Raw genomic sequence first — 15,424 nt, 5'->3', positions numbered from 1 at the left:
GGGAATATTGACTATGAAAAGAGTTTTTGGCTTCTTGGTTGCATTTTGCATTATACTAAACCTCTCTTCAAATTTTAGCTATTCAGCCAAAAGCAACCAAACAACTTCATTGAAGTATGGTGATCTCAATGGAGATGGCAGTTTCAATTCAATTGATTTCGCACTAATGAGGAGTTTTCTTTTGGGGATTATTCCGGAATTTCCTGTTTCAAACGGCTCGGTAGCAGCAGATGTTAATGCTGATGAACAAGTTAATGCAATTGATTTTGCATTAATGAGAAGTTTCCTTTTGGGGATTATTACCGAATTCCCTGCGGATAAAATGCCTATAGCAACTCCAACAGCAACTAATCCGTCTGTTACTAATCCAGCAACAGATATGTCTGCGTCGACTTACAGTCTGGATCCGGGATGGAAGTTCATAAGGCAGGATGTGTCAGGTGCCCAGGCAGCATCATTTGCAGACAATAGTTGGTCAACCGTAAGTACTCCGCATACATATAATGACGTAGATTCTTATACCAAGCTCATTAGTCACTCAAGTGGTAATACAGGTTCGTATACCGGACCCGCTTGGTATAGAAAGCATTTCAAAATACCATCAAAATACTCGTCAAACAAGATAATTATAGAATTCGAGAGGATAAGACAAGGAGCACGTTTCTATATAAACGGAAAAGAAGTTGGCGTTTATGATGATGGCGTTACAGCATGTGGTATAGATCTTACCGGTAAAGTGAATTTCGGGGATACTGAGAACGTTTTGGCTGTAAGAGTAGACAATAGTAATAATTATGTAGAGTCTAGTACCGGAGTTGGTTTTCAATGGCAGGGAAAAGCTTTCAATCCTAATTACGGCGGACTTATAGGACATGTATGGCTGCATATGCCAGGTAATTTATACCAAACTTATCCGCTATATAACAACTTGAAAACAAGCGGAATATACATATATCCATCTGATTTTACAAACCTCTCACCTTCACAAGGAGATCTCACGGTCAATGTTGAATCAGAAGTCCGTAACGAATCCGATAGTTCCAAGTCTGTCATTTTAGAAACAAAGGTAATGGATACCAACGGTACAGTGGCCACAACCTTCAGAAGTACAGCAACTACAATAGCTAATGGCCAAACCACGATAATCAAGGCTAAGGGACAAATGACCAACGCAAAGCTATGGAGTGATCAAACACCAAACCTTTATAATGTAGTAACCAATCTGATTGTAGATGGAGTTGCGGTAAACAGCCGAACAACTACAACAGGTTTCAGAAAGGTTGAATTCAGAGGTGGTACAGGTACTGGAGGCGTGTATATCAATGGTAGGTTTGTGTTCCTTTTAGGATATGCACAGCGTGCAAGTAATGACTGGGCAGCACTTGGTCAGGCTGTACCTGATTGGATGCATGAATATGACGCTAATTTAATAAAAGGCAGCAACAGCAACTACATCAGATGGATGCATATTTCACCTCAAGATGTAGATGTGAAGGCACATGACAGGGCTGGAATTATTGATGTTGTTCCTGCTGGTGATAAAGAAAAAAATGTAATAGGTGTACAATGGCAACAAAGAAAGAATGTAATGCGTGCTTCCATGATCTACTTAAGGAATAATCCAAGTGTTATTATGTGGGAAAACGGAAACTTTGGTATACCGGCTGATCAAATGAAAGAAATGTATGATATCAAAAAGCAGTGGGATCCTTCAGGATGGCGTGGTATAGGTGTCCGTAATTTGACCGACCAAGATGGAATCCAGTATTCGGATTGGTTTGGTACAATGGTAGGCTTTGATCCCGCACATCCTAATTATACAAGCAATACTGATACACATCGTGGGTATGCCCTTCCTTACCGTGATAAAGGTCCGATTATCGAATGTGAGGATTTTCGTGACGAGGCGTTGCGTGGCATTTGGGATAAGTATTCTCCACCACATTACGGATTTAAAAAGGGTGCCAACGATACATGGAACTGGGATTCGGAAACTATTATTCCAAACGCCGTTAACAGACTCAATATCTGGCTTAATACCTATAATATCAAAAACAAGGACTCTGAGCATTCACGTTTCTCAGGTTATGCTTCCATATACTTTGCTGACTCCAATGCACACGGCCGTCAGCAGGATAGTACGGTATGCCATGTAAGCGGAAAAGTTGATTCTGTACGTTTACCTAAGCAATTATACTATGCACACCGCGTATGCGGAAACCCACAACCGGATATCCATATAGTAGGCCACTGGAATTATCCTTCCGGAACAACAAAAACCATGTATGTTGTGTCAAATACTGCAAGTGTTGAGTTGTTTGTAAACGGAACTTCGATAGGCAAATCATCCAAACCTGCTGATAGATATCTATTCAGTTTCCCTAATGTTAAGTGGGCAGCGGGGACAATCAAAGCAGTTGGTTACGATAACTCCGGAAAACAAGTGGCACAGTACGAAATGTCAACCGCCGGGGCACCTGCAAAAATAAAACTCACACCGACAGTTGGTCCGAATGGTTTGCAGGCAAATGGTGCTGACGTTGTAATGTATGATGTTGAAGTTGTAGATGCAAATGGTAATCGCTGCCCAACTGATGAGAGTAGAATAGACTTTACAATGACAGGCCCTGGTATCTGGCGTGGCGGTGTTAATGCTGATACAGTTGGTTCAGTAAACAAAACCTATTTATCAACTGAATGCGGAATCAACCGTGTTTTCATCCGTTCAACATTAACACCAGGTACAATTACATTAACAGCAACACGCAACGGACTGACATCAGATACTGTCAGTGTATCTTCAAAGCCAATATCTGTTGTGGACGGAATATCTCCTGCATTAGACAGATAGTTAATCTATATACTACATGTCACAGCTAGCACGAAGTGTATCAAGTGTATGATTCACAAATTCATACTACAAATTTACTTCAAATAAAATTTTTAGTAAATTGATTATCTTTGGAAAAAGGTTGAATTCTTTATGATAAGTAAGAAATTGATACACATAAAAACTGGTAGGAGGCTCTCCCCTACCAGTTTTTCATTTAATCTAATAAATAGTAAATTAAAGTCATTAAGTCCATTTCCGGAATCATCCATAATTATCACGCCACGCCTATTGGCTTTTGCTATTGCTTATTATCTCCATATCCCAGCAAGATCTTTCTTAAGATTGCAAAATCCAACGAATTTACTTTTTCATCCTTATTAATATCTGCATTATTTAAATTTACCTCATAAGTCTTTCCCAGTAAATACTTTCTCAACAATGCAAAATCTATACTGTTTACATTTTTGTCATTATTAATATCACCCGCTAGGTATTCAGACTCTTCAATTTTTCCTGTAAGCAGTGTTCCTGAAGTCCCCAAAGCGAAATACCTGTCACCATAAAATGCTAACTCGTATAAATGAGTACCATAACTTGCAGCTACAGGTGTCCATGTTTTACCATCTTCTGATGCAAACAGCGATTCTTTTCCGCTTCCGTTTGATATTCCAAATAACCTATCATTATTCCATAGTAATACGCTGTAAGATTTTAGGTTTATAGACTTAAAAATTGTCAATGTATTCAAATCTGTAAGCTCATAAATGTTTTCATTCGAAGCAATGTATTTTTTTCCGTTATATACAACACTACTAAATCCGTGAATATCGTCAAAAGTATTTAATGTCCATTCAGTTCCATCTAAAGATGTAGCAAATACTCCTTTGGGAGTATCTAACCCCCAATAATAATCTTCCCAATTACATTTAGCCCCCACTAAAACAAAACGGCTTCCATCCCAAAAAATATCATTAATACGAACATCATTATCCTCAATTATCTTACCTGCAAATTCCCATTCAAGTCCATCTGTAGACCGATATACTGATCTTGAAGTATCAATCGCTATTAATAATTCTTCATTCGCCACAATTTTTGAAAAACATGTCGATGTCGGTGACTGCACTGCTATCCAATTTTCCCCGTCGTAAGATACCATAATACCTCCAGAACTTTCAACAGCCACAAAACGTTTTCCATCCCAAACTATATCAACAGGACTCTCCTTCCTAAGCGTCTCTCTGAAAGTCCAATTTTCTCCATCAGTGGAAGTCAGTACTTTCCCATATCCAGCTATGACGAATATCTTACCATTATACGCTATGCTGCTTAAGTTCTCATCTATACCAAATGTGCAGTTGATTGTCCAGTTCAAAAGATCTTCCGAACTCAATACTTTTTCACCATCAATTCCTATATATCGTCCACCATGATAAATAAAATCACAATAACTTATATTCTCGCCTATCATATTCTTTGTCCATGACACTCCATCAGTTGATGTATACATCTCTCCATCTATACAGGATGTTACAAATTGCTTTCCATCCCATATGATGCGAAGAAAAGTCGCATTTTCAATTGAATTTACAGTCCACTGTGTTCCGTCAACAGATGTAAATATATTCCCCTTAAAATTTACTGCTACAAACTTTTCGCCGTTCCATGCAATATCACTTAAAGCCTTATTCAGTCCGCTCTGTACTTTTGTCCAACTAATCGCATCAGCTGATGTATAAATATTACCACCAATACCGACAACTGCATAAATATCTCCATTATAAATTATGCTGTTAAATCCCTCCACCGTTTCAGAAATCCTTGTTGTCCATGTAATTCCATCCGGTGAAGTCATAATAATTCCATATACATTTTGTCCCCCTATAGCTACAAACTGCTTTCCATCCCATATAATTTTACTAATTGTATACTTCTTTTCTATCTCTCCAAGTTCTATACTTTTCCACTCAATACCATCTGTTGATGTAATTATTGTACCGTTTATACCTCCGGCTACAAATAGCTCTTTATTGCATGCTATACTGTAAAGGCCTGCATTTACACCCGGATTTCTTGCTGTCCAATTGATTGCATCTGTAGATGTTCTTATACCTCCATCACTATCCACAACAATATATACACCCTTGCCATATGTAATTTCAGTCAGCCTATTCAAGCTGATGTCCATATTTTTTTCCCAAACTACATTATCCCCTGCATACACTGTCTGACCGAACATTAATACCATCATTAAACATCCGACAGATATTAAATGACAAATAATACTGCAAACTTTAAATTCTCTTCTCACAATCATTTCTCCCCTCCGGATTATAACCAACCACTAATAAAATATTGATAATACATTATTATTCTATTTTAAGATGTAGTTTAATTTTACCATATTGAATTTATTTGTCCATAACTCTAAATACAAACTCAATTTTCCGCAAAACAGCTAAAACCAGCCAAACTACCACATTCTACATATTATGATTTTAATTATTACAAATTTATAAACTTTGACAAAAATCTATTGAAAAACTAATTTTAATGCTGTAATATTAATTAGAACTATTGGTAGCATTTGTAAATATCATCACTGGGGGTGGTCTGTTTCAATTTAGTTTCAATAGTGTTCTAAACACTGTTGTAAACCTAAGCTTCAAGCATTTTTGAGGCATCGATATGATTTTATTTTCCGGGTTATTGCAACAAAAAACATTATCAAATTACAAGGGGGTATTACTATGTTAAAAAAAGCAATATCAGCAGTAACGATTGCCTGCGTGTTAACTTCAGCTCTATCTTTTAACGTATTAGCTAATAGTACAACAGCAGCGCATAACAACAAAAGATTCGATAAAGCAATTAGCATGAATTCAACCAATCCCAGGAAACCAGGACAGCTGATTGTAAAGTATAAAAATAATGCTACTCTTAAAGCAAATAAGAGTAATATAATCAGAAATAATGGTAAGATCTTAAAGTCTGACAAGAGTGGTTTGGCACTTGTACAAGTTGATGAAAGTAAACTTTCAGAAAAGATAGAAGCTTTTGAGCAAAACAGCAGCGTTGAATATGTTGCTCCAAATTATATCAGAAAAGCGTTGGATTTTCCTGAAGATGCTCCAAATGATCCAAGATACGAAGAGCAATGGGGTCTTAAAAATATTAATGCACCGGAAGCTTGGGCTACACTTGGCGATACTTCATCTTTAAATGAAGTAGTAGTAGCGGTTATTGATACAGGACTTGATTCGATGCACGAAGACCTAAAAGATAGAGTAACTGCAGGTTATGATTTCGTAGATATGGATAACGACCCTTCACCAGGACCAGTAGATGAAGAACACGCTAGCCATGTAGCAGGAATAATTGCAGCTTCTACAGATAATGGAATTGGAGTTGCAGGAACCGCTGGAAAAGCACCTGTAAAGATAATGCCTTTGAGAGTTTTAGAAGCTGGATCTGGGGATGACTTTACTATTGCACAAGCAATTAATTACGCTGCTGATAATGGCGCAAGAGTAATCAACATGAGTCTTGGTGGTTATGGTGATAGCCCGGTTCTTACTGAAGCATGTAATTACGCTTTTTCAAAAAACGTAGCAGTTGTTGCAGCTGCTGGAAATAGTGCGATGGATGCAGCAGACTTTTCTCCAGCATCTATACCTGGGGTAATAACTGTAGCTGCTACAGATATCGAGAACAATCCTGCATACTTCTCAAATTACGGTTCTACCGTTGAACTTGCTGCACCGGGTGTAAACGTTCTAAGTACACTGCCAAATAATACATATGAATTCTATGACGGAACATCAATGGCTACACCATTCGTAGCTTCTGCCTGTGCTCTCTTGATTTCTAAAAATCCATCACTTTCCCTTATCGAAGTTGAACAGTATCTTACTGACTCTGCTCAAGATTTGGGTGCAGCTGGAAAAGACGAAAAGTTTGGCTACGGTCTTCTAGATTTAAACAAAGCACTTAACACAACTGAAATCACTCCTAGATTGGATATAATGAATCTTTCCGATAATTCGACTGTATTCGACCTTTTAGAAATACAGACAAGATTCACCTATCCGGAAAAAGTTGTTACTACAGAGTTATCCGTTGATGATACTGTTGTTAGTTCTGTATACAATGATTCCAACAATATGTTTACCAACTTTGAACTCGATACATATAATTTTACTGATGGTAATCATACACTTAAAGTAACTGCATATGATAATGAAAATCAAACCTATTCAAAAGAAATGAATTTTAACATCAGAAACAATGTTTATACAGGTCTCAGAGTAAAATTAACACAAGACGGAGTACCTGTTAGCGGTGGTTATATTGAAGTTTGGAATAAATATACTCAAAATGGTGAAACCTATTATAACTATGTTTATTCTGGATCGACATCTAAAACTGGGGTTGCAGTAATTCCAGGAGCATCTGCGCCAAATGGAAACGACTATGTTATTATTGCAAACTACGCTTTTGATAATGGCGGTGAAGAATTAGCATATGCTTCACTTGTAGGAGAAGCTACTGCACCAGGCATAGTTGAATTAGATGGAAAGGATCTTCTTCCTGTTACTGTTGATACAGGAATAAGCAGTGATTTCCAGTATTGTAATGCGTACTATAAATTGCCGGGTTCAAACCAAACTTTTCCATTCTATTTCCCTCAGGTTACATCAGATGGTTCATTTGATGCATACCTCAATCCAGGAACATATTCCTTTGAAGCAATTGGATTAAACATTGATGACGAAAAACAAGCTATATCATCAGAAGAACCTATATACATGATTAGTACTAAAGATGTTGAAATTGATTCTGGAAACTTTTATGTACCTATGGATAGTGATGTTGAAGACCTTTCAAAGGTTGATTTAACCTATAAAGACATCCATGGTTTTGTGCCAAATGAAGCAATTATTTCAGTTGGTCAAACGGACTCAAATTTCCTTAATGGGTTTATGTTCGAAGATATTAAGAATGTACCTGATATGTATTTAACACCTGGTACTTACTCATATAGCTATGATATATATGGCCAAAAAGATGCACAAAAGGCATATATGGGTATCCAAGGCAATACTGTTGACTTGGAAGCTAACAGCGAAAACACAATTACTGTTGGAGGAACCTTTACTGGAAAAATCGGATTGGACAAAACTAAATTTGTTCCTGGAGAAACTCCTAACATAAACGCTTCTGTGACTGATAGCCAGGGCAACAGACTTATGTATATGGATTATATTTACGATGATCCATTTGCATATTTAACCAGCAAAAACATACTCAAATATAAAACTGGTGCCAACAAGGTTGCATTTAAGGCTGCAGATACTGCATTCAAAGCAATGGAAGATCCTTCAGAGCCTGTAATCCCTGAAGAACCAGTAGTAATTGAGTATAAATCCCCTGCATCCTTGCAACTCCTTGACAGTAAAAACAATGTATTAATAACTGAAGGCCAATACAACCTTGATTGGTTATACTTCTCATTACCTCAGAATTTAGTTACAGGAAGCTATAAGTTGAAGTTATCTGTAGAACTTCCTTACTTGATTGAAGCAGAAACAGCTTTTAGTGTAGACAGAGTAATCAAGAATAATGCAGTTAAATTCACTCTTGAACTTCCTGGTAAAATAAAAGCAACTAATGCTTTTGTAGAAGCAATTAATACTACAACAGGCGAATCCTTCAGTTCAAATGGCGGCGAACTATTAAACGGTGAACTGTTTATTGCATTGCCTAAAGGAAATTATAAATTTATTGTTACATCAGGTACAGCTGACAATAAACCTGTAGTATATATCAAAGATGGTAAATCTCCAGCAAATTATACTTTAGCAGCAAGTACATTACAAAATATTAAATTTGCTTCAAAAGATGAAACAGGAAATGTACTTGATCAACCATGTTATTACTATTTTACAATACCTACTTCTACACAAGCTTATCAATATCTTATCGGTTATGCGGATATAGGAGTAGTAATGAATGATGCTTATCTTACAAAGGGTACATACAACTTTGGAACAGATATCTTCAATCCAGAAACTTACTACTCAGAACGTATTCTATTTAATAAAAATGTAGCAGTAGGCCTTAAAACCAATACTGCACAGACAATAGAATTTAATTCTGCTAACCTTACTGAAGTAAGTCTTGATAAAAATTCAGAATTGCCATACATCTATGGTACTATCAGTGATCCAAAAACAGGTTTTGCTGGAACACTCATTGTGCCAAAGGGTGGATCTGTTAAAGTATCAAAAGGCATATACACTTTAGATACCATGATTGATAAAACTGAGTATGAAAACACATATAGCTACCAGATGACTACACAAAAGGATTTCTCAGGTGCTACTACTTGTTTGAACTTTGGAACAGACTTCAGTATAACACTAACTCCAAGTAAATCAATCTATAAAGCTGGTGAAACATTAAAGACTACAAATGTTATAGCTGACAAATATGGAAACAGAGTTGTTAATATCTATGGTAGCAGTTTATGGGAATACTTCTCCGAGAATCTTAAAGCTTCAAAAGGACATTTAGCGTTAAGAAAAGACAATGGTCAACTTAAAGTATATGATTTGGATAAAAGTGATTATGTAGAAGTACCATATTACGATTTGAGAGCACCATTAATGTCTATCACGGATTCATTCGGCGATGTTATATACTCTGAAAAATCTCCTAATTTCTATACACAAGCACAAATTAAGCTTAACCCTGAATGGGCAGAAAGTGGAGATTACAAGTTGGAAATGACTATAGATATAGACGCTGATGGAAATCAGTCTGCTGAAACTTCTTTTAAAGTTAAATAAAATGTTTTAGTTTTAAAATTTATTTAAGTATAATATTAGATCTCAATGAAAGACAACTTTCATTGAGATCTTTTTTATCAATTTATGAAGAAATATTTCAACTATTCCTTACACTCATTATCCTATAACTCGTATATGTTTTTTTCCAACATAAGCTTAGCCCGCTCTTTTGTTTTATCATCAGAATTTAATGCCTGCTCAATGAAATCTGGATTTTCCTTCAAGAACCTTGCCATTGAGTCTTTTGGATTTTTCATGTATTCATCAATCATCTCGAATTGCTTGTCACTTATCATGCCCATATGTAAAACCCTTGTAAACAGGTTTACATCTATCCCTACCATAGCAAATGACTTTACATTATAGTTGCTTAATACTTTTTCTCCTCCCTGCTTTCTGTCAACCACAACTACACTCCATTTTATATTTCCGCCCTTATTAGAAATTGCAGGAATCCATGCCCTTTCATAACTTGAAGCTTCTGTTATAAGGTCTGCAATATGAAGAACATTTTTTCCATTAAGGTTATTGACTTCCTCCACTTTTCCATCTTGTGAAATCACTGATGTCATATCCTTATATATCGTTATATGAGGCTTATTAAGCAGCTTCGCTATGACAAGAGAAAAAAACCAATCTCTTCTTTCTCCACCCGAAATAAAATCCACCTCATCTATATTTATATTAGATTTGATATAGTCTGTCATCTGGTCAATTAAAGCCCTGTATATTTTATCACTTTCATAATTTTGTAGTGTCTCATCAAGAACTTTTATTGGACAGCTGAAGATGTTTTCTTTTTCTGCATCAATAAGTTTTAAAAGTTTGTTGGCCTTCTCTTCACTTCCATAAAGGAAATGAGTATTAATAAAATAAGGTCCAATAGTGCCTGACGTGTACCAAAATGGCTTATTTTGCGGGCATACCCTTATAGCGTTAGTTTCAAAAAGCCATTTAACAAGATTATCTGAATTTATATTCATCAATAGTTCCTCCCTTTTCTTAAGTAATTACTAATAATATATTTATTATTTCTTTCTATTCATTATTATGGTATAATTAAGGTATTAGTATATTACTATTACTAATAATATACTAGATTATTTAGAAAGTGCAATAATTATTTTCAAAAACCATCATAAACCACTTTAACTATTTTATAGTTTTGATATAATGTATAGAAAGTACTAATTTTCATACAATTTATTCCAACATAAGTCACCTACATAAATATATATATAAATACCTACTGGAACTATTTTATTTGTTTTTAGATCGGGAGAGGAAGTGGTTTAAATGAAAACGAGGCTCGTATCTTGTGACAGAGAATGGACTTCACTTACTATCATTGATAAAAGCGGTAAGCCAAAAGTTTTATGCTACAACGAAATTGAGAAAATCAAACTTGGCTATCATACCGAAAAGAAGCTTTTTACAAAGAAAACTTCGGAGAAAATCGAATTCGTACTCAAAGACAGCAAGCAATCTATAATACTGACTAAAATTATGGATTGGGACTACTTCGATCAATATAAGAGAGAAGTTATCAAATTTGCTAAGGACAATAAAATCTCTGTAGTTGATTAACTATTTTATAGTTTATTAAAGCTATGGTATTATACCATAGCTTTTTCTATTATGCCTCCATCGAACGAAGTAAAAGAAGCAAAAACTCCGAGATGTGCCGGAGTTTTTATTTAACAAACATTTACATAACGTAGCAACACTTACAATTTATGACTTACTTCTTCTCTTATCAAGCCACTCTTTTATTTTGACCTCATACCCGTTTGAAGTAGGATTATAGTAAATTGTACCTTTCATTTCATTAGGAAGATATTCCTGTTCTACGATATTGCCCGGAAAATCATGTGCATACTTGTATCCTTTCCCATAACCTAAGTTTCCCATTCCTGATGTTACTGCATTTCTAAGGTGCATAGGTACTTCACCTGTGTTTTTACTTTCTACATCACTAAGTGCTTTATTGATTGCAGTATAGCACGAATTTGATTTAGGACTTGTAGCTACGGTTATTGCAGCATGAGAAAGAATTATTCTCGCCTCTGGCATTCCTACCATATGTATAGCTTGCGCAGCAGCTACAGCTACCTGAAGTGCAGTAGGGTTTGCAGTACCAACATCTTCAGAAGCGCATATCATTATCCTTCTAGCCAAAAACATAGGATCTTCCCCTGCATAAAGTGCTCTGGCAAGGTAAAGAACCACTGCATCCGGGTCACTTCCCCTCATTGACTTAATAAATGCACTTATATTATCATAATGCCCTTCCCCAGTTTTATCAAACTTCAATACCCTCTTTTGCATACATTCTTCAACAGTTTTTATGTCAATAAATATTTTCCCGTCCCTATCCATTGTTGAAGTCAAAACTGCAAGTTCAATTGCATTTAAAGCTATTCTGGCATCGCCGTTGCAAAATTCGGCAACAAAATTAAGAGTTTCGTCATCAATATTGATATCATAACTACCAAGGCCTCTTTCCTTGTCATGAAGTGCATTTTTGACTATTGAAATTATTGCTCCCATTCCCAAAGGTTTTAGCATAAATACAGAAGACCTGGATATAAGAGCCTTATTGACCTCAAAGTAAGGATTTTCTGTTGTAGCTCCAACTAGAATTATTGTACCGTCCTCCACATAAGGCAACAATGCATCCTGTTGAGCTTTATTAAATCTGTGTATCTCATCAACAAAAAGTACAGTCTTCTGACTTGGGTTTAGAATCTGGTTTCTTGTATCTGCTACAATCCTCTTTATATCTGAAACTCCAGCTGTAACAGCGTTTAACTTTTCAAAATTAGCCTTCGTTGTATTTGCAATAATTCTTGCCAGAGATGTTTTACCCGTGCCTGGAGGACCATATAAGATAACAGATGTAATCCTGTCAGCTTTAATCATCCTGTATAAAAGCTTACCGCTTCCAACAATATCCTCCTGACCAAAAAATTCTTCTAATGTTTTCGGCCTCATTCTATACGCCAAAGGCTCCTTCTTTATATCCATAAAACCATTCCCTATCACAAAAATATATTTGTAAAATCCTCACAATAATCTCGGAGGACATTTAGCTCTATCTCATTATTGAACTTTTGCTCTACAAATTTCTCAAATTCCAAAAAAGCCTCATGAAAAAATAATTTCACAAGGCTTTTTAACACAGTCTTTTACATCACAAAATATAAATATTCGAGTGTTAAAAATGCACTCTCATCTTACAATTTATATACACTTTCCGAAGATAATACCTTAATACCGCTTTTAACTAATGCATCTATTGCCTTGTCTGTCTCATCAACCCTAATTATAACCATAGCCTCATCAGAAGTTTTCCCAACAAAGGCATACATGTATTCTATTCCTATAGCCTGCTTATCTAATAGGCTTAAAGCTTTTGAGAGCCCTCCTGGCTTATCTTCCACTGCTATAGCAATTACATTTGTGGAGCTTACAGTAAACTCATTATCCTTTAGTACTTTTTCAGCCTTATCAGGGTTATTGACAATAAGCCTCAAAATACCAAAATCAGTTGTATCAGCTATCGACAATGCACTGATGTCAATATTGTTTTGCCCTAAAACCTGTGTTACTTCAGCCAATCTTCCAGATTTGTTTTCAAGGAATACAGATATTTGTTTTATAAGCATTACTATCCCCTCCTTTTATTAGGTACTGCCAATTAAAACTCATAATAAGTATCAGTTTAAAAACACGCAATCTTATACCAGTTTACGTTTATCAATAACACGTTTTGCCTTTCCTTCACTTCTTTCTATTGTCTTTGGCTCTACCAATTTTACTTTTGCATTGATACCAATTGCACTATCTAATTCTTTTCTAATTTTGCGTTCAACTTCTTCTACTCTTTTTACTTCATCAGAGAACATATTTTGATTCATTTCAACCCAAACTTCAAGAATATCAAGATTCTCAATTCTATCTACTATAAGAAGATAATGCGGTGCAACTTCAGCTATTTCAAGAAGTACACTTTCGATCTGTGATGGGAATACATTTACTCCCCTTATTATAAGCATGTCGTCAGTTCTGCCCGACACCTTGGACATTCTTACAGATGTTCTGCCACATTCACATTTCTCATAGTTCAGAGTAGATATATCTCTAGTTCTGTATCTTATCAGCGGTAAACCTTCTTTTGTCACTGTGGTAAATACAAGTTCACCCTTAGTTCCATAAGGAAGTACTTCTTGTGTCACAGGATCAATTATTTCAGGAATAAAATGGTCCTCTGCTATATGCATTCCACGCCTTAAGTGGCATTCAGTTGCAACTCCGGGTCCAATAATTTCACTCAGTCCATAAATATCTATTGCCATAATCCCAAGCCTGTCTTCTATCTCTTTTCTCATGTTCTCAGTCCATGGTTCTGCACCAAATACACCAGCTTTTAACTTTAATTCTTCCTTATTCAAACCCATCTCTTCCATTTCTTCCGCCATAAAAAGAGCATAGGATGGAGTACATGCAAGAATAGTTGTGCCAAAATCCTTCATCAACTGCAGCTGTCTCTTTGTGTTACCACCCGATATAGGAATAACAGATGCTCCAACTCTTTCAGCTCCATAGTGAGCACCTAATCCTCCTGTAAACAGTCCGTATCCATATGCAACCTGAATAATGGATTCCTTATTTGCTCCGGCACAAGTAAAAGTTCTAGCCATTACTTCAGCCCATGTATCAAGATCTTTTCTTGTGTAACCTACAACTGTCTGTTTGCCAGTAGTTCCTGATGATGCATGGATCCTCACAATTTCACTAAGAGGAGCAGCAAATAGTCCGTAAGGATAGTTATCCCTTAAATCCTGCTTATAGGTAAAAGGTAAATTTTTCAGATCATCTATAGATTTTATATCTCCAGGCTCTAAACCTTTCTTCTGCATCTTTTCCCTGTAAAAAGGGACATTGTGATAAACCCTTTTAACGGTATTAATAAGCCTCTCTGTCTGAACTTTCGTCATTTCTTCCCTTGACATACATTCAAATGTGGGATTCCAGTACTGCATACTTCTCTACCCCCTGTTATTTTAAAAATTTCTCAACGCAGCCTTAACTGCGAAAAAATACCCGTTTCAAAATGTTAGGGGCATTAAGCCCCAAAAGTTTTTTTAATATTTACGCCACATTCAATTACATATATCCCGCTTCAAAAGCTTTTAGATTGACCTCTACAGCTTTCGATGGAACATTTTCCTTCAATGATTCAATCCAAATTTGTTTATCTATTGCTGTCGACTTAGCTAAGAGTCCAAGCAAAACAGTATTTACAGCCTTAATATTTCCGCATTGCTTTGCAATTTCGAGAGCATCTATTGCCATAACATTTTTGAAATTGTATTTGATTTTTTCTACTATACTTTCAGGATACTTTGCGTTACCTGTTATTACAGGCATGGGATCAATTCTCTGATCGTTTAATATAAGTGTCCCATCCTGTTTTAAATAATCTATCCACCTTAGAGCTTCCAATCTCTCAAATGCTATAATAATGTCAGCTTCACCCTTCTCGATTATCGGTGAATACACCTTTTTTCCCATCTTAACATAGGTAACAACACTTCCTCCACGCTGAGACATACCATGAACTTCAGAAACTTTAACATCGTGGTTCATTTTCATTGCTACGTTTCCAAGAACTCTGCTTGCCAATAGCGTACCCTGTCCACCTACTCCTACTATCATTATATTAAGCTTTTCCATA

General features: G+C 36.0%; 9 protein-coding genes. 3 read left to right on the top strand and 6 right to left on the bottom strand.

Features of this window, described 5'->3' with window-relative positions; genetic code table 11:
• Positions 1-13 precede the first annotated feature (13 nt).
• Complete coding sequence (locus tag ACECE_RS0201425) at positions 14-2,851, top strand: DUF4982 domain-containing protein (RefSeq protein WP_010243506.1); 2,838 nt, start codon at positions 14-16, stop codon at positions 2,849-2,851.
• A 280-nt stretch (positions 2,852-3,131) separates the two neighbouring features.
• On the opposite strand, the gene ACECE_RS31595 is transcribed toward ACECE_RS0201425, so the two are convergent.
• Positions 3,132-5,150 (bottom strand): dockerin type I domain-containing protein, encoded by a 2,019-nt coding sequence (locus ACECE_RS31595; RefSeq protein ID WP_010243505.1) that lies wholly within the window; start codon positions 5,148-5,150, stop codon positions 3,132-3,134.
• Between the two features lie 433 nt (positions 5,151-5,583).
• Between ACECE_RS31595 and ACECE_RS28920 the strand changes: the two genes are divergently transcribed.
• Positions 5,584-9,684 carry a S8 family peptidase gene (locus tag ACECE_RS28920; protein WP_010243504.1) on the top strand — a complete coding sequence of 1,367 codons (4,101 nt, stop codon included), beginning with the start codon at positions 5,584-5,586 and terminating at the stop codon, positions 9,682-9,684.
• 122 nt (positions 9,685-9,806) lie between these two features.
• Here the strand turns inward: ACECE_RS28920 and ACECE_RS0201410 are convergent, their stop codons facing one another.
• Positions 9,807-10,667, bottom strand: a complete 861-nt coding sequence (locus ACECE_RS0201410) for a phosphoribosyltransferase (RefSeq protein WP_010243503.1) — start codon at positions 10,665-10,667, stop codon at positions 9,807-9,809.
• A 313-nt stretch (positions 10,668-10,980) separates the two neighbouring features.
• Between ACECE_RS0201410 and ACECE_RS0201405 the strand changes: the two genes are divergently transcribed.
• Positions 10,981-11,271 (top strand): hypothetical protein, encoded by a 291-nt coding sequence (locus ACECE_RS0201405; RefSeq protein ID WP_010243502.1) that lies wholly within the window; start codon positions 10,981-10,983, stop codon positions 11,269-11,271.
• A 147-nt stretch (positions 11,272-11,418) separates the two neighbouring features.
• On the opposite strand, the gene ACECE_RS0201400 is transcribed toward ACECE_RS0201405, so the two are convergent.
• The 4 genes from ACECE_RS0201400 to ACECE_RS0201385 form a co-directional block, all read right to left on the bottom strand.
• On the bottom strand, positions 11,419-12,711 hold the full coding sequence (locus ACECE_RS0201400) for a replication-associated recombination protein A (protein ID WP_026073657.1): 1,293 nt from the start codon (positions 12,709-12,711) through the stop codon (positions 11,419-11,421).
• Positions 12,712-12,920: 209 nt separating this feature from the next.
• On the bottom strand, positions 12,921-13,352 hold the full coding sequence (locus ACECE_RS0201395) for an ACT domain-containing protein (protein ID WP_010243500.1): 432 nt from the start codon (positions 13,350-13,352) through the stop codon (positions 12,921-12,923).
• A gap of 72 nt (positions 13,353-13,424) precedes the next feature.
• A complete protein-coding gene (locus ACECE_RS0201390) occupies positions 13,425-14,729 on the bottom strand; it encodes a phenylacetate--CoA ligase family protein (protein WP_010243499.1) in 1,305 nt (434 codons plus the stop codon).
• Positions 14,730-14,853: 124 nt separating this feature from the next.
• Positions 14,854-15,423, bottom strand: coding sequence for an indolepyruvate oxidoreductase subunit beta (locus ACECE_RS0201385; protein WP_010243498.1), 570 nt, complete (start codon positions 15,421-15,423; stop codon positions 14,854-14,856).
• Between the last annotated feature and the right edge of the window lies 1 nt (position 15,424).

It is taken from the genome of Acetivibrio cellulolyticus CD2 (genome assembly GCF_000179595.2).
GTDB classification, from domain to species: domain Bacteria; phylum Bacillota; class Clostridia; order Acetivibrionales; family Acetivibrionaceae; genus Acetivibrio; species Acetivibrio cellulolyticus.
This window is presented reverse-complemented; position numbering and strand designations above follow the sequence as displayed.